Raw genomic sequence first — 17,474 nt, 5'->3', positions numbered from 1 at the left:
CTATTTTCTTTGCTTCGGATCAAATGCATCGCGCAAGCCGTCGCCAAGTAAGTTAAAGGCAATTAGCAATAAGCTTATAACAACGGCTGGCCACAGCACTTGGAATGGGAATATTTGCAGCGATTGGAACCCGTCATTGATCAGCGTTCCGAGCGATGCTTTTGGTACAGGAATCCCCAAGCCAATGAAACTTAAGAAGGCTTCAAAGAAAATAGCGCTTGGCACGGTAAACATTGTGGTAATAATAATTTGGCCAAGTGAATTTGGCAATAAGTGTTTTAAAATCAGCCTTGAGTGATTGGCGCCCAATGTTCGTGATGCCAACACATACTCTGAACTTTTCAGCTTTAAAATTTGGCTTCGGACAATTCGGGCCATTGTTGTCCAGCCGGTGATAACCATGGCGATAATGATTGAAACAATTCCCGGCTTCAGCACCATAATGGCCAGAATAAGAATAATTAATTGCGGAATGCCGCTCAGCACCTCAATGATCCGCTGCATGACATTATCGACACGCCCGCCGAAATAAGCTGAAATACCCCCGTAGGCAACTCCTATGATTAAATCAATCATTGCCGCCGCAAAGGCGATAAACAAGGAAATTTGCGTTCCTTTCCAGATTCTTGTCCATTGATCACGTCCAAACTTATCTGTGCCTAGCCAAAAGTCTTCTTTGATATTCTTTGCTTTATATTGGTCAATCCCGTTACTGTCCACACCGTCAAACGGAAGCCAATGAATATTTGCAAGAAAAGGAATTTTTGGCGGTAAATTCGCCCGGCTTAAGTCTTGGTCATCATAGCCGTATTTGTTCATCATCGGACCAAATATAGACATAATGATGAGAAAAACAATAACAATCGCACTGACGACAGCTGCTTTATTTTTCACCAGCCGCCGCATCGCATCTTTCCAAAAGCTAGTGCTCTCACCGGCAATTTCTTCGTTTTTGCCTGCGTCTAATTCAGCTGTCTGGAACATATCTTCTGTTAATTCTCGGTTTGAAACAGCCATTATGCTTCACCCCCGGCTAAACGAATCCTTGGATCAATAATGCCGTATAAAATATCAACGATAAAGATAATAAGTATTAACATAGCGCTATACATTATCGTCGTTCCCATAATCATCGGGTAGTCATTTGTAACAATGGATGTAACGAATTGCTCGCCAATGCCCGGGATAGCAAATATTTGTTCAATAACAAGCGAACCTGTGATAATATTAACGGCTAATGGACCTAATATTGTGATAACTGGAATGACCGCATTTCTGATTGAGTGTTTGACAATAATGCTTGTATTATTGATCCCTTTTGCCTTTGCTGTCGTAATATAATCAGATCCCATAACTTCGATCATTTCTGTTCTCATAAATCTTGCCACTGTGGCGATGACTGACATTGATAAGGAAAGAGCAGGCAAAATGTGGTTCTGCGGCCCGTCCCAATATCCGACCGGCAGCCAGCCAAGCTTCACAGCTATCCAATATTGCAAAAGGCCTGCAAAAATAAACGAAGGAATCGAAATACCCAAAATAGCCAGAATACTGGCGCCATAATCCCAGAACGTATTATGTTTTAAGCCTGCCAAAATGCCTAAAAAGACACCGACTATCGCTCCGAAAATCAAAGCCTCTGTACCTAAGGTGCCTGAAACAGGCAGTTTTTCCTTCAATATCTCAGTCACCGGCCGGCCGTCATATTGGAAGGACAGCCCAAGGTCACCTTTCAGCATATTGCCGACATAATCTACAAATTGAACAGCCACCGGTTTATCTAAACCATATTTGTGGTTCATAATTTCAATTTGTTCCGGAGATAGTTTTTGCTGGTTTCTGTATGGTGTCCCCGGCAGCAGCTGCATCGTCAAAAATGTCAGGGCGACTATAACGAAGAACGTTACGAGCATATAACCAAATCGTTGTAACAAATATCGACCCATTCGACAACCCTCCTACACTTATCATAATTAATATTTTCTATTTTAATTTTTGATAAAGCCAATTCATGCCGATAATTAGCAATAGACTTAATTATCAACAAAGGATTATAAAAGGGAGCAAATGTCAATTTGACACACACTCCCTCCTCCTTTTAGCAAAAAATCATTGGGTAATATTTTAATGTTTTAATATTTTTGCATGCAAGAAATCAACTCTCATACCAAAGTTAGGATAATTCAAACCTTTTACATACGGTCTTATTGCATGAGCAGTACCTTCTTGGAACAACGGTGCAATCGCTTGATCTTTTTCTAATAACAGCTTTTCAGCTTCATGCATTTTATCCCAGCGTTTTTGCGGATCTGCACCTAAATTGTCGGCTTCTTCTATCAACTTATCGAACTTAGGATCAGAAAATCCCATGTTGTTTTGCTGATTATTAGTTGTCCACAAATCTAAATAGGTCATTGGATCGTCATAATCTGGTATCCAGCCGCTGTTGCCCAAGTCATATTTGCCGGAATTCAATAGTTTTAAGTAGTTGCCCCATGGTTGTTTGTTAACAGTTACTTTGACACCTGGCAAATTCTTCTCAATTTGGTTGGCGATATACTCATTTATTTTTGCCGAAGTACTAGTATCTTGGGACATTAATTCAAGTTTAAGTGATTTAATGCCTAATTCTTTCTTGCCTTTTTCCCAAAGTTTCTGAGCTTCTTTTGGATTATATCCATTATAGCCATTTGGCGCCGCGCTCCTAAAGTCTTTGCCATCCGGCCCTTTAGCGAATTCTTTTGGAACAATGTAGTTGGCAGCAACTGAACCGTCTTTCAAGAGGACATTAACCATTTGGTTACGGTCAATCGACATGTTAATGGCTTTGCGTACATTAACATTTTTTAATGCTGGCTGACGCTTTTGATTTAAGTAAAGAAAGAAGACACCTGCGTCCTTAAATGTATGGAATTGATCTTTTTTGTTTTTGAATTGATCAATAAAATCTGAAGATAATCCTGTTGCATCTAATTTTCCAGAGTTATACATATTTACTGCTGTTGAATTATCTTTAATGACATGAACGTTAACTTGTTTCAAATAAACGTGCTTAGCATCCCAGTAGTCATTATTCTTTTCCAATGTCCAGCCGGATCCATGATCCCATTTAGTTAGTTTGAACGGACCGTTATAAAGCAGGTTTTGCGGTTCTTGACCTAATTTATCTCCTTGTTTTTCAACAAATGATTGCTTTTGCGGCATAAAATACGCATTAGCTAACATGCTTAAAAAATATGGTGTCGGTTTATCAAGTGTTACTTGCAATGTGTGGTCATTAAGCGCTTTAACGCCTAACTGATCTATTTTACCAAACAATGGATCTTTTTTATTCTCAATTTTTGCCGCGTTTTTAATATTGGCTGAAGCAAAAATAAATGAATATGGCGACGCCGTTTTCGGATCTACCATTTTGCGCCAAGCATATACAAAGTCATTAGCGGTTACCGGCGAACCGTCAGACCATTTGGCATCTTTGCGAAGTTTGAACGTATAGGTCTTTTTATCTTTGCTGATTTCAGGCATGGATGCTGCCATGTCCGGTTGAGGTTCTAATTTGTCATTAAGACGCATCAGGCCTGATGTCACATATTGCAAATATGTAGATGAAGTACTATCAGAAATTTGCGTCCAGTTTAATGAAGGGATATCAGAGCTATCTGCAATATTCAAGACTTGATTATCAGCAAGCTGGTCATTCCCCCCGCTGCCGCTCGTACTGGTGCTTCCGCCCTTGCTGCTGCAAGCTGTGAGAAGCATGCTCATCACTAAGATGAGTGAAAGAAGAATTGGCCATTTCGCTTTATTTCTTCTCATACACATGTGACCTCCCTAATAGATGTGCGATAAAAGTAAATTCTTAAGACGGTTTGCCATTTTCTGAATATTTGCAAGCGCAACCATCTTTATAAATAATTATACAAATAACTAAGTCATATTTCACTGTTTTTTTTAATGTGAAGAAACGAAACCTTGCTATTATTACAAAAACTTAATACAAAATAAGACTTTTTACCTATGGAATTATTCATCTTATTATACTTTGTCGCATTAACGCAGGACTGTTTTACCATTTATTAGGGATATTTGTCGTATTGAGACAACATACAAAAAAGCCATGTTATACTCTTTCACCTTCTAAAATTTGCGGGATTGGTGAAATGTACAACATGGCCGGCTTATCATGCCTATTTAATATCTAGTGTTTCAGCACTTCGGCATGCGTCCAATCTAAGTCAAAGCCGAACGCTGGGTAAGTCAGCCCTTTAACGTATGGTTTTGTTACATATGCAAGACCTTTTTGATATATCGGGACAATCGCTTGATCTTTGTCAAGCAATTGCTTTTCAGCCTCTTGCATTGTTTTCCAGCGCTTATCCGGTTGAGCGCCTTCTGCAACCGCTTCTTTTATTAATTGATCATATTTAGGATCTGAATAGCCCATTTGATTTTGGTTAGGGTTGCCGGTTGTCCATAAATCTAGGAATGTCATTGGATCCAAATAATCTGGTGACCAGCCGCTATTCGCTATTTGGAAGTTGCCCCCTGATGTTAATTTAAGATAGTTGCCCCACGGCTGCTTATTGACAGTCACCTTCATTCCCGGCAAATTCTTTTCCATTTGGTTTGCGATATACTCGAGAATTTTTGAGGAAAGATCGTTATCCTGCCCCATGATATCTAATTTAAGTGTTCTTATGCCCAGCTCTTTCTTAGCCTGATCCCAAAGCTTCTTCGCCTCTGCCGGATTATAGCCGTTAAAGCCGCCCTGAGCATAACTTCTGAAGTCTTTGCCGTCCGATCCTTTTACGAAATTTTTCGGCACAATGTAATCGGCGCCTACAGAGCCGTTGTTTAACAGCAATTTGCTCATATTATTGCGGTCAATGGCCATATTAATCGCCTTGCGAACTTTTACATTTTTTAATGCCGGGACTTTATTTTGATTCAGATAAAGGAAATAAGTACCTGAAAGCAAGGTTGTATGGAAATCTTTGCTGTTTTTGAACTGATTAACGAACTCTGAACTTAGTATAGCCGAATCCAGCTTGCCGGTTTGATACATGTTAACAGCTGTTGATGTATCTTTAATCACATTAACTTTAACTTTCTTAATATGAATATCTTTCGCATCCCAATACTTATCATTTTTCTTAAATGTCCAGCTGTCTCCGTGTTTCCAGCTAGTAAGCACATATGGACCGTTAAATAGCAAATCACTAGCTTCTTGGCCAAGGTTTTGACCTTCTTTTTCAACAAATTCTTTCTTGGCCGGCAAGAAAGACTGATTAGCGACGAGACTGATAAAATAAGGCGTTGGCTTATCCAGCGTGACTTGCAATGTATGATCATCAAGCGCTTTAACGCCCAATTGGTCAACCTTTCCAAACAAAGGACTATTCTTATCTTGAATTTTAGCGGCGTTTTTAATATTAGCGCTTGCGAAGATATAAGCATACTGCGATGCTGTCTTTGGATCATTCATTTTCCGCCATGCGTACACAAAGTCATTTGCGGTTACCGGTGACCCATCAGACCATTCCGCATTTTTTCTGATTTTAAAAGTGTAGACCTTTTTATCTTTGCTGACTTTAGGCATTGCTGCTGCCATATCCGGCTTAGGCTTCAAATGTTGATCTAGGCGCATAAGTCCCGATGTAACCATGCCAATCGCTGTTGATGATGTTGTATCTGTGATCTGTGTCCAATTCAATGAAGGAATATCTGCAGATTCCATAAGGTTAAGTTCTTGTTTGCTGTCTAACTGACCGGTGCTGGTTCCGCTTGTGTCCTTGCTGCCGCTTGAGCATCCTGCCAGCAGCATACCTAGAACCAAAATGACTGAAAGGAACAGTGCCCATTTGACTTTTCTTTTTCCTTTCATACTTTGTACCCCCTTTTTTAAATCCGCCAAAATTTATTCAAATTTTCTGACATTTATTGCAGAAAGTTCTTTGCCGGTATTATATCATATCAAATCCATTTTACAATTATTCAGACTATTTTATCAATAGTAATGTGAAAGAAGATATGATTACAGATCAGCACAATAATAGCGGCTCAGCATGACTCCAGCTGCCGTATGAATGCTTTTCTTTATTATTCCGCACCCGCAATCCAATACCGGGCAGCAAACCGGTGATTAATATTTCAGGCGGCCATCTTAAACACTATAAATATTTTAAAGTAAATCAAATACGATAGGGTCAGCTCTCATAGTCATGTAAGCCCGTTACATAAAAATAGGGAGTTTCGAAGTTGAAGCAAACAAAAAGAGCCGCGCTATCCATTTTCTTTGTGAGTTTTAAACAAACAACACCGTACGAAAAGAATTGAGCAGCGGCTCTTTTTTAGCTATTAATGTTTTAATACTTTAGCGTGTGTCCAATCTAAATCAAAGCCGAATGATGGGTAAATAAGCCCCTTAACATAAGGTTTAGTGACATAAGCATTAGCTCGTTGGTAAAGCGGAATCACCGCGGTATCTTTATCAAGCAGCAGCTTTTCAGCCTCTTGCATTTTTTCCCAGCGTTTTTGCGGCTCTGCGCCCAAATTATTGGCTTCGTCAATCAATTGATCGTATTTCTTATCAGAGTAGCCCATTCTGTTCATAGGATTGCCTGTTGTCCACATATCTAAAAATGTCATTGGGTCTAAGTAATCCGGGGACCAGCCGCTGATTGACATTTGATAATGGCCGGCAGATTCAAGTTTCAAATATTGTCCCCATGGCTGTTTCAAAACGTTTACAGATACGCCCGGCAAGTTTTTCTCAATTTGGTTTGCAACGTATTCGGCAATTTTAACAGACTTGTCTTGGTCTTGTGTCATCAAATCAAGTTTCAAAGATTTAATGCCCAAGTCTGTTTTGGCTTGTTCCCAAAGTTTCTTCGCTTGCTGCTTATCGGCTGCATTGAAACCATTTGGAGATGTGCTTCTGAAGTCCTTATGGTCCGGACCTTTTGCAAATCCTTTTGGCACAATGTATTTTGCCCCTACTGAGCCGTCTTTAATTAAATCTTTCGCCATCGTATCACGGTCAATAGATCCATAGATCGCTTTACGCACTTTTTCATTTTTAAGAGCCGGCACCTTAGCTTGATTTAAACGAATGAAGTATGGTGCAGCCATCAGCGTTGAATGGTAGTCCGGCTTGCCTTTAAATTGATCAACAAATTCTGAATCAATCAATGTTGAGTCTAATTTGCCGGTATTGTATAAGTTAACAGCAGTTGATTTTTGTTTGAGCACCGAAACATTGACTTTTTCTATATGGATATTCTTAGCATTCCAGTAATTTTCGTTTTTCTTAAAGGACCATCCTGAACCGTGATTCCATTTGGTTAAAATATAAGGTCCGTTAGATAATAAATCTTTCGGCTCTTGGCCTAAATTATTTCCTTCTTTTTCAACAAATTCTTTCTTTTGAGGTATAAATGATGCGCTGCACAATGTGCTTAGCAAATAAGGTGTTGGTTTTTCAAGCGTGACTTGCAATGTATGATCATCTAGCGCTTTAACGCCCAATTGATCCACTTTGCCAAACAATGGACTCTTCTTGTCATCAATTTTGGCAGCGTTTTTAATATTGGCTGATGCAAAGATAAATGCATACTGCGAGGCGGTTTTTGGATCTACCATCTTGCGCCATGCAAATACGAAGTCATTAGCTGTAACCGGCGACCCGTCTGACCATTTGGCATCTTTCCGGATTTTGAAAGTGTAGACCTTTTTATCTTTGCTGATTTTTGGCATGCCGTCCGCCATATCCGGCTTCGGTTCCATGTTTTGATCAAAACGCATCAATCCTGAAGTCACCATGCCGATGGTTGTTGAAGAGGTCGTATCAGTAATTTGCGTCCAGTTTAGTGATGGAATATCTACTGGCTCCATCAGGTTAAGGACTTGGTCTTTTGCTAATTCTTCCTTTCCGCTTCCGCCGGCGCTGCCGCTCGTGTCCTTGCTGCCGCTTGAACATGCTGCAAGGAACATACTCAAAACAAGCATGAGCGAAAGGAAAAGTGTCCATTTTACTTTTCTTTTCCCATTCATCTGTGTTTAATGCCCCCTTTTTTAGATGGTCAAATGATGTTTTAAATTTTCTGATATGAAAAAAAACACCATTGACACATATATATGATGCAAGTCCTCATTTATTTTCACACTCTTCACCCTATTTTGTCAATAAAAATTTTAGGTTCCTCTTCTGACTATTTATGGCATCCGTTTTATCTATTGTCCATAAAATAAGCCGCGCGGCTCAAGTCCCTTTTTGCAGGGGATTGAAAAACGGCGGCTTATTGTTTTATTAGTGTTTTAAAACCTTAGCATGCGTCCAGTCCATATCAAAACCGAATGGCGGGTAAATCAATCCTTTTACATATGGTTTGGTCACATAAGCATTAGCTCTTTGATAGAGCGGAACAATGGCTGCATCTTTATCTAACAGCAGCTTTTCAGCTTCCTGCATTTTCTCCCAGCGTTTCTGCGGATCAGCACCTAATTGATTCACCTCTTCAATTAATTTGTCATATTTCGGATCAGAATAATTCATTCTATTCATGTCGCTCTTTGTGGTCCACATATCTAAGAACGTTATCGGATCTAAGTAATCAGGCGACCATCCGCCATTTTCCATTTGATAATTCCCGCTGGACTCAAGCTTTAAGAAATTGCCAAAAGGCTGTTTGTTAATTGTAACCTTCATGCCGGGCAGATTCTTTTCCAGCTGATTAGCTACATATTCATTCATTTTAACTGCACTATCTGCATCCTGTGTCATTAATTCTAATTTTAGAGACTTAATGCCTAGTTCTTTCTTGGCCTCATCCCAAAGTTTTCTTGCCTGCTGTTTATTTGCGGCATCATAGCCAGAAGGCGCTGAACTTCTAAAATCTTTGTCTTCAGGTCCTTTAGCAAAATTCTTCGGCACAAGATACTTTATGCCAGCAGATCCGTTTTTCAACAAATCTTTCGCCATCGTATCACGATCAATAGATCCATAAATCGCTTTGCGAACCTTTTCATTCTTAAACGCCGGCACCTTCTCTTGATTCAGCCTTAAGAAATAGGTAATGGCCACAAGCGTTGTATGATAGTCCGGCTTGCCTTTAAATTGATCAACAAAATCGGAATTAACCGTCGTTGAATCCAGTTTGCCTGTATTGTACATGTTAACGGCTGTCGATACTTGTTTGATCACTTGTACATTCACTTTTTTAATATGAATGTTTTTAGCGTTCCAATATTTATTATTTTTTTCAAATGACCATCCAGAACCATGATTCCATTTCGTTAAAATATAAGGTCCGTTAAATAATAAATTTTGCGGTTCTTGTCCAAGATTCTTCCCTTGTTTTTCGACAAATGTTTTTTTCGCCGGCAAAAAAGAGGCGCTCGGAAGCATACTTAAGAAATACGGCGTCGGTTTTTCAAGCGTTACCTGAAGCGTCTTATCGTCAAGCGCTTTAACGCCTAACTGATTCGTTTTCCCAAATAATGGGCTTTTCTTATCTTCAATCTTGCCTGCGTTTTTAATATTGGCTGATGCAAAGATAAATGCATACTGCGAGGCGGTTTTCGGATCTACCATCTTGCGCCATGCAAATACGAAGTCATTTGCTGTAACCGGCGAACCGTCTGACCATTTGGCGTCTTTCCGGATTTTGAAAGTGTAGACCTTTTTATCTTTGCTGATTTTAGGCATGCCGTCCGCCATATCCGGCTTTGGCTTCATGTTCTGATCAAAGCGCATTAATCCTGAATTGACCATACCGATGGCTGTAGATGATACTGTATCGGTAATTTGTGTCCAATTTAATGAAGGAATATCTTGCGGTTCTGTTAAGTTAAGCACTTGATCTTTCGCCAATTCTTCTTTGCCTTGTCCTTGACTGGCTTCACCGCTCGTATTACTGCTGCTTGAACAAGCTGTCAAAACCAAACTGAGGATTAAGATGAGCGAAAGAATAAGAGACCATTTAGCTTTTCTTTTCATTTATACAACCTCCCAATCAATGTAAGTTTAATGAAGGCGGCCAATGATTCGAAGAACTTTCTGAAAATACACAGCCTGTGCCTTACTTGCCGTTAAACAATCATGCGGCATTTCCGTATTTTAAAAAAGCAAAGTCATAATAAAAGAGCGAGCGCCGCTCATCCTTAAGATGATCAGCACAGCTCTTTTTCGCATTTTAATGTTTTAATACCTCAGCGTGTGTCCAGTCGACGTCAAGTCCGAAGTTAGGATGAAGCAAACCTTTGACATATGGTTTGGTCAGGATGGCATTGCCTGCTTGATATAAAGGGACAATGGCTGCATCATCTTCCAGCAGCACCTTTTCTGCTTCATGGAGCTTTTCCCAGCGTTTTTCAGGCTGGCCGCCTAGATTTTCTGCTTCCTTGATCAATTTATCGTACTTCGGATCATAGAATCCTTCCCTGTTGGATGGGTTGCCCTTTGTCCACATGTCTAAGAAAGTCATAGGGTCTTGATAGTCCGGTACCCAGTTATTGCTTGACATTTGATAGTCTCCTGACTTTTCCTTATTCAAGAAATTTCCTTTTGGCTGTTTGGAGACTGTGACTGTGATCCCCGGGAGATTTTTCTCAATTTGATTCGCAATATATTCGTTATATTTCGTAGAATTATCAGAGTCCTGGCTCATCAGGTCAAGTTTAAGCGTTTTAATGCCTAATTCTTTCTTAGCTTTTTCCCAATACTTCTTCGCATCTTGTTTGCTGCCGATTGGGTAGCCGTCCGGCTTTTCGCTTCTGAAATCTTTGCCGTTCGGTCCTTTTGTAAAGTCTTTAGGCACGATATAAGCCGCAGGCAATGAGCCGTCATTAAGCAATTCTTTCGCCATGCTTTCGCGGTCAATTGACATATAGATGGCTTTGCGCAGATTTTTGTTTTTAAATTCCGGTACTTTTTCTTCGTTAAGCCGCAAGAAATTCACCGGTGCCTGCAATACAGTTTGCAGATCTTTCTTGCCCTTAAATGGGTTGACAAACTCAGATGTAATGGTTGCAGAGTCTAATTTCCCTGTTTTATACATATTTACCGCTGTTGCACCGTCTTTAATGACTTTATAGTTGACTTGCTGGATATGAATATTTTTGGCGTTCCAATACTTATTATTTTTCTTATATGTCCAGCCTGCGCCGTGCTGCCAGCCCGATAGCACATATGGGCCGTTATACAGAATGTTATTGACCTCTTGTCCGTATTTCTTTCCCTGCTTTTCAACAAAGTCTTTTTTTGCCGGGAAGAAAGCGAAAAATGCAGTAAGACTTAAGAAGTAAGGTGTTGGTTTGTCCAATGTCACTTGCAGCGTTTTATCGTCAAGCGCTTTAACGCCTAGCTGATCTACTTTGCCGAACAACGGATCTTTTGGGTCCTGAATTTTTGCGGCGTTTTTAATATTGGCGGCTGGAAAGATATAACCGTATTGCGCCGCTGTTTTCGGATCATTCATTTTCCGCCAAGCATAGACAAAGTCATTAGCAGTTACAGGCGAACCGTCAGACCATTTGGCATCACTTCGAATTTTGAATGTATAGACTTTTTTATCATTGCTGACTTTTGGCATCGCAGCGGCCATATCCGGCTTTGGCTTCAATTCCTGATCCATTCGCATAAGACCTGAGCCAACCATACTTAAAACAGTTAATGAAGTGGTATCAGATGCCTGCGTCCAGTTAAGCGAAGGAATATCTTGCTCAGTCGTCAGGTTAAGCACTTGTCTGCCGCTAAGCTGCCCATCGCCTCCCGCATTCGTTCCGCTTGTATCTTTACTGCCGCTGGAGCACGCGCTTAGAAACAAACTTAACACTAAAATGAATGATAACGCTAATGGCCATTTTGTCTTTTTTCCTTTCATAATCACCAACCTCCCTTAAAAAAATCTAAATATTGTAACTTTAATAATTTTTCGACATGTCTTTGCGATTTCCTTCTTGGCCAAATATTTTTATACGTTTGCATTTACTGAAAGATAAAGGCATATATCAAAGAATATGGTATGATAGTTTTGGAGGGAAGCAGACATGACTACAAAAGAAAGCGGAATCAAGCATTATGCCATTGCTTTTGTTATAGAGTTGTTATTAACGGTTCTTTTCATGGTCATTCGCTATCATCAATTCAACCTGCTGTCATTTGCTAATGCGCTTGCTTTATCAAGCCTTGCTTTATTAATTGTCGGCCTTATTGTCTGGATCATTCAGGGCGGATTCTTTGACGGGTTCATTTTGGGATTTAAATTATTTAAGCGCGCTTCAAGAAAGAGAAGAGCAGCGAAGTTAGGCCTGGATGATGAGGAGGAGGATGTGCGGATTCACCCGCATGCCAAGTGGCCGATGAGTTATCCTTTTATTCTAACAGGCATGGCATTTTTCATTGTTTCTATGTTGTTATCCTATACGGTCATTTGATATTTGCATTTTTGTTTTTCTTTATATATACTAAATGAACAAAATCAATAGTCATTTGCGATGAGAAAGAAGAGTACACAGCTGTTAAGTTTCAAGAGAGTCTGCGGCGGTGGGAAGCAGATAACGGAAAGCTGTGGAATGGGCTTTCGAGCACCAATCTGAACGAGCAGTAGGAATTGGCGTATCCATGCGTTACAATGGAACCGAATTTAATTCGGGCTAAGTGATTTCTATGGCTATGGAAATTATTAGGGTGGCACCGCGGTTCATTCGTCCCTTACGACGAGTGAGCCTTTTTTTGTTTTTTGAAAAAGCTTTGAAAAGAATTTTACTGAGGTGATAAATATGGCAACTATTTTTTCTGGCATTCAACCATCAGGCACACCCACACTTGGGAACTACCTTGGGGCTTTGAAATATTTTCCTGAACTTCAAGACGATAATGACTGTTATTTTTGTATTGTTGACCAGCATGCGATTACAGTTCCTCAGGATCGTTTGAAACTAAGAGAGAACATCCGCAGCCTTGCTGCTTTATATTTGGCATGCGGCATCGATCCCGAAAAATCAACACTATTTATTCAATCAGAAGTTCCTGCTCATGCCCAGCTTGGATGGATACTGCAATGCGTCTCCTACATTGGCGAGCTCGAAAGAATGACGCAGTACAAAGATAAGTCAAAAGGAAAAGAAGGTGTTTCTGCAGGGCTGCTTACCTACCCGCCATTAATGGCCGCCGATATCCTCTTATACGGCACTGACCTCGTTCCGGTTGGCGAAGACCAAAAGCAGCATCTGGAGTTGACACGAAATCTTGCCGAACGGTTTAACAAAAAATACAATGATATCTTTACCATTCCGGAAGTCAGCATTCCTAAAGTCGGCGCAAGGATTATGTCGCTGGTTGACCCGACTAAAAAAATGAGCAAATCCGCTGAAAATCAAAAGTCATTCATTCTTATGACAGACGACGAAAAACAAATCACCAAAAAAATCAAAAGTGCAACAACTGATTCTGAACCAACAATCCGTTTTGACAAGGAAAACAAACCGGGCATCACAAATCTCTTAACCATTTATTCACTGTGCTCCGGCCGATCAATTGAACAGCTTGAAAAAGATTATGAAGGCAAGGGCTATGGAGAATTCAAGACTGACGTTGCCGAAGCCGTTGTCAATACATTGAAGCCTATTCAAGAGAAATATTACAATTTGCTTGAATCTGACAAGCTGGATGACATTCTCGATGAAGGCGCAGCCAAAGCTAACCGCGTTGCTCAAAAAATGCTGAAAAAAGCTGAAAAAGCAATGGGGCTAGGCAGAAAAAGATAAGAGGTCCGGCCCAAAGATCTGCTAATGTGCAAAAAGTACAGGCGCTGAGCTTGTACTTTTCTTTTTTGGCTTTTTTAAATAAAAAACATTTATATCTCCTTTTTAAAATGCTGTCATGATACGCTAAGCAGGTGAGCTTTGTATACTTGAGTCAATTTGCAGTGCATCAATAAACAGCAGCACAAGCATTGCCTGTGCTGCCGTCTAATTTACTTTTGTGCCATGTTCAAGTTCCCAAAGTTTCTCAAAATATGCTTGTCCTTTAATCATCCGCTCGCATACATCATAATGTTTTTTCGACCAGCCGATTTTGACTTCGTTAAAAAGTCGTTCCCACGCTTCATTAAAAGTCAGCTTTTTGCTTTCTTGATATTGTTTCGGGAACCATTCCGTATACCAATACCGCATCTCCTCTAAACTGCCGGAAGTTTGCAAGTGATCTAATGCCATGAATAAAAGCTGTTTCAGTTGTCTTTCCTTTCTGGTTAATCCGGTCATCCAATCCGGGTGCGGCGACATAATGTGATATTCTTTCACCCGATTCTTTTCCTTAGCCGGCAGTTCATAAATAGTCGTTTCCATCTTCTCCGCTTTATCGAGAATGAGCTGTTCTTGTCTCGGAATCATTCTGCTTTTGCGGATTGGAACGTTATATCCTAGCGTGTCAACAACAATATGCCTTTCTCCGTCTGTAGCAATAAAACAATATTCAATGACTTCGCGCTGATTATTTTTTCTTATGTAGCTTTGATTCCTAACGTCTTCCATGAGCTGAGAGGGCAAGTCCCGCAAATCATTTTCAATATATAAGAATAATGATGTCTCAATTTTCAATAATGGGACTTGATCAAGCAATTCGATAAAATCGTGTTTGCGCCATTCATGAAATTCACAAACGTTATAACCATTTTCTTCACCTTCAAACCAATTGACCCATACATCTCCAATCAGTTCCATGCTGTTCGTCCCTCACTTTTTTTACTATGTTCTAGAAAACAGTATGGTCAGCGGTGAGTGAAATTATTCCATGAAGACAATACTTTTTATAATCAGGGAACATTTTACTTTTGGAGCGGAAAATAGATGCTTAGCCAAATAATGAAGACGCCAGTGAAAAAAAGATAAGTTTCTATCCGTTGCGACATAAAGAAAATATATTCAGCAAAGCCATGTCCGGTAGTCATAATATTCAGATATGCAATGATGCTGATACCCCCGGCAACAGCTAGTCCAAATCCTACTAAAAAAATAAAAAATCTAAACAGCATGATTCCGCGCTCCCCTGTGATTGGTGTCCCTCCTTAGCCGTCAGCTTGTCTGAGCTTGTCTATTATAAAAAATATGAGAGTGCTTCTTTAAATATGCCAATAAACCATCTTATGCACAGGGACACAGGGCTTGACTCTTCAAAAGTCAAAAAAACCCCCATTAAAGGGGGTTTCGCCGTTATTATTCTTCATATTTTTTGAAGATCAGGATGGCATTATGGCCGCCGAATCCCAGGGAGTTTGTCATTGCAACGCGCACCGGCTGATGGCGGGATTCGTTTGGCACATAGTCAAGATCACATTCTTCATCAGGTGTTTCGTAATTGATTGTAGGTGGAATAATGCCATCTTCAATGGCTTTAATGCTTATGATTGATTCAACGCCTCCGGCTGCACCAAGCAAGTGGCCGGTCATAGATTTCGTAGAGCTCATAGCCAATTTAAAGGCATGATCACCGAAAGCTGTTTTTACAGCCATTGTTTCATTTTTATCATTTAATTCAGTGCTTGTCCCATGAGCATTAATATATTGAACATCTTCCGGCTTCAATTCAGCATCGTCAAGCGCTTGTCTCATCGCACGAACTGCACCTGCTGCGCCTGGTTCAACGGCAGTAATATGATAAGCGTCGCTTGTAGTCGCATAACCGACAATCTCAGCATAGATGTGGGCACCGCGGTTAATCGCTGATTCAAGCGATTCAAGGACTAATACACCGGCTCCTTCGCCCATAACAAAACCATCACGGTTTTTATCAAATGGACGGCTGGCTGTTTTCGGATCAGGGTTCGTAGACAGAGCTTTCATTGAACCAAATCCCGCAAACGCCATATTCACCAGCGGAGCCTCTGTTCCGCCAGTAATAATGATGTCGTTGTCGCCGCGCTCGATGGCCCTGTAAGCATCGCCAATACAATTCGTACCTGTTGCACAGGCTGTCACCGAACAAGAACTGACGCCTTTAGCGCCTAAATGAATAGACACTTGACCGGACGCCATATTCGGAATCATCATTGGCACGAAAAACGGGCTGACGCGGCGGTAACCTTTATTCATAGCGATTTGTGTTTGACTTTCGAAGGTTTCCATGCCGCCGATGCCTGATCCGATCCATACACCCACGCGCGGTGCAATCGCATCAGTAATGGTTAAATCGGCATCAGCTACTGCCATTGTAGCTGCAGCTATAGCATAGTGTACAAATCGATCCATTTTGCGCACGTCTTTTTTATCTAAGTAATCAAGCGGATCGAAGCCTTTAAGCTCTCCGGCTACTTTTGTATTAAAATCATCCGGATTAATTCTTGTCAATGCATCAATCCCAGACTTACCTGCGACAACATTTTCCCATGTTGTCGCCACATCGTTACCAAGGGGCGTTACTGCTCCTAATCCAGTTACGACAACTCGTCTTTTCATGACATTCCAACTCTCCTTTAACTATTTACCCCATCGAAGCGCCAATGCTCCCCATGTTAAGCCTCCGCCAAAACCGACAAGCACAAGAATATCTCCATCCTTTATTTTGCCGCCTTCTAATGCATCTGCCAATGCCAATGGTATGGAAGAAGAAGAAGTATTCCCGTATTTATGAACTGTTTTGATCATTTTTTCTTCCGGTATATCCAAGCGCTGTCTTGAGGCTTCCATAATGCGAATATTAGCTTGATGGGGGATTAGATAATCAATATCGTCCTTTGTTAAATTAGCTTTTTCAACCACATTAACTGCAGATTCTCCCATTTGGCGAACCGCAAATTTGAAGACTTCCCGTCCATTCATTATAAGGAATGGACCTTCCTGATACAAATGTTTGCCTCCGACACCGTCTGAACCAAGTTCATATGACAAAATGCCTTTGCCGTCAGAAACCGGTCCCATGACAACCGCTGCCGCTGCATCGCCAAATAAAACTGCCGTGCTTCTGTCTTCCCAGTTGGTAATCTTTGAAAGCTTTTCGACACCGACAATAAGCACATGCTTACAGCTTTCAGTGTCAATAAATTGCTTTGCTGTAATCATACCATACATAAAGCCCGCGCATGCAGCGCTAAGATCCATTGACGGTACATTTCTGCATCCAAGTCTGTCTTGTATCATGCAGGCTACCGAAGGAAAAGGGCGGTCAGGTGTAACCGTCGCCACCAAAATCATGTCAATATCTTCTGGTTTGAGCCCTGCATCTTCAATCGCATTTTTAGCAGCGTAATAGGCCATATCTGAAGTATTTGTATGATCATCCGCAATGCGTCTTTCTTGTATTCCGGTTCTTGTTCTGATCCATTCATCAGATGTATCCACTATTTTTTCCAAATCAAAATTAGTCAACACACGTTCTGGAACATATTTTCCAATTCCTAAAACTCCAGCAGCCATTTCCGATGACCCCTTTCAAATTCATTAAATTTGATAAACGTAAGAAACCTCGGCTATTGGCG

At 40.6% G+C, this 17,474-nt stretch carries 13 protein-coding genes and 1 other annotated feature; of the genes, 2 read left to right on the top strand and 11 right to left on the bottom strand.

The window, feature by feature from the left end:
- From opp3C to JOD45_RS01040, 7 genes are all read right to left on the bottom strand, one after another.
- A complete protein-coding gene (opp3C, locus tag JOD45_RS01070; protein WP_205001993.1) occupies nucleotides 1-1,017 on the bottom strand; it encodes an oligopeptide ABC transporter permease in 1,017 nt (338 codons plus the stop codon).
- Nucleotides 1,017-1,946, bottom strand: a complete 930-nt coding sequence (gene opp3b / locus JOD45_RS01065; RefSeq protein ID WP_205001992.1) for an oligopeptide ABC transporter permease — start codon at nucleotides 1,944-1,946, stop codon at nucleotides 1,017-1,019. The genes opp3C and opp3b overlap by 1 nt, the downstream gene beginning before the upstream one ends.
- Nucleotides 1,947-2,124: 178 nt before the next feature.
- The gene (locus tag JOD45_RS01060) at nucleotides 2,125-3,816 is read right to left on the bottom strand and encodes a peptide ABC transporter substrate-binding protein (RefSeq protein ID WP_205001991.1); all 1,692 of its coding nucleotides are present in this window, start codon (nucleotides 3,814-3,816) and stop codon (nucleotides 2,125-2,127) included.
- A gap of 382 nt (nucleotides 3,817-4,198) precedes the next feature.
- Nucleotides 4,199-5,884: a peptide ABC transporter substrate-binding protein gene (locus JOD45_RS01055; RefSeq protein ID WP_205001990.1), complete on the bottom strand. Its 1,686-nt coding sequence runs from the start codon at nucleotides 5,882-5,884 to the stop codon at nucleotides 4,199-4,201.
- Between the two features lie 473 nt (nucleotides 5,885-6,357).
- Nucleotides 6,358-8,052: a peptide ABC transporter substrate-binding protein gene (locus JOD45_RS01050; protein WP_205001989.1), complete on the bottom strand. Its 1,695-nt coding sequence runs from the start codon at nucleotides 8,050-8,052 to the stop codon at nucleotides 6,358-6,360.
- A gap of 256 nt (nucleotides 8,053-8,308) precedes the next feature.
- Complete coding sequence (locus tag JOD45_RS01045; protein WP_205001988.1) at nucleotides 8,309-9,997, bottom strand: peptide ABC transporter substrate-binding protein; 1,689 nt, start codon at nucleotides 9,995-9,997, stop codon at nucleotides 8,309-8,311.
- 196 nt (nucleotides 9,998-10,193) lie between these two features.
- Nucleotides 10,194-11,882 (bottom strand): peptide ABC transporter substrate-binding protein, encoded by a 1,689-nt coding sequence (locus tag JOD45_RS01040; protein ID WP_205001987.1) that lies wholly within the window; start codon nucleotides 11,880-11,882, stop codon nucleotides 10,194-10,196.
- A 166-nt stretch (nucleotides 11,883-12,048) separates the two neighbouring features.
- Here JOD45_RS01040 and JOD45_RS01035 point away from each other — a divergent pair, with 166 nt between their 5' ends.
- Together JOD45_RS01035 and trpS are read left to right on the top strand one after the other, a co-directional pair.
- On the top strand, nucleotides 12,049-12,435 hold the full coding sequence (locus JOD45_RS01035; RefSeq protein WP_205001986.1) for a DUF3899 domain-containing protein: 387 nt from the start codon (nucleotides 12,049-12,051) through the stop codon (nucleotides 12,433-12,435).
- A gap of 51 nt (nucleotides 12,436-12,486) precedes the next feature.
- Nucleotides 12,487-12,716 (top strand) — a binding site (T-box leader).
- Nucleotides 12,717-12,780: 64 nt separating this feature from the next.
- Nucleotides 12,781-13,767: a tryptophan--tRNA ligase gene (trpS, locus tag JOD45_RS01030; RefSeq protein ID WP_205001985.1), complete on the top strand. Its 987-nt coding sequence runs from the start codon at nucleotides 12,781-12,783 to the stop codon at nucleotides 13,765-13,767.
- A gap of 204 nt (nucleotides 13,768-13,971) precedes the next feature.
- Here trpS and JOD45_RS01025 read toward each other — a convergent pair whose 3' ends face one another.
- The 4 genes from JOD45_RS01025 to JOD45_RS01010 form a co-directional block, all read right to left on the bottom strand.
- Entirely contained in the window at nucleotides 13,972-14,724 is a 753-nt protein-coding gene (locus JOD45_RS01025) for a DUF3603 family protein (protein WP_205001984.1), read from the bottom strand.
- A 104-nt stretch (nucleotides 14,725-14,828) separates the two neighbouring features.
- Complete coding sequence (locus tag JOD45_RS01020) at nucleotides 14,829-15,035, bottom strand: YuzI family membrane protein (protein WP_205001983.1); 207 nt, start codon at nucleotides 15,033-15,035, stop codon at nucleotides 14,829-14,831.
- 181 nt (nucleotides 15,036-15,216) lie between these two features.
- Nucleotides 15,217-16,455 carry a beta-ketoacyl-ACP synthase II gene (gene fabF, locus JOD45_RS01015; RefSeq protein ID WP_205001982.1) on the bottom strand — a complete coding sequence of 413 codons (1,239 nt, stop codon included), beginning with the start codon at nucleotides 16,453-16,455 and terminating at the stop codon, nucleotides 15,217-15,219.
- A gap of 21 nt (nucleotides 16,456-16,476) precedes the next feature.
- Entirely contained in the window at nucleotides 16,477-17,412 is a 936-nt protein-coding gene (locus JOD45_RS01010) for a beta-ketoacyl-ACP synthase III (protein WP_205001981.1), read from the bottom strand.
- Nucleotides 17,413-17,474: the final 62 nt, after the last annotated feature.

It is taken from the genome of Scopulibacillus daqui (genome assembly GCF_016908855.1).
Lineage (GTDB): Bacteria > Bacillota > Bacilli > Bacillales > Sporolactobacillaceae > Scopulibacillus_A > Scopulibacillus_A daqui.
The sequence above is the reverse complement of the archived record's forward strand: the minus strand, read 5'-3'. Positions and strand labels throughout refer to the sequence as shown.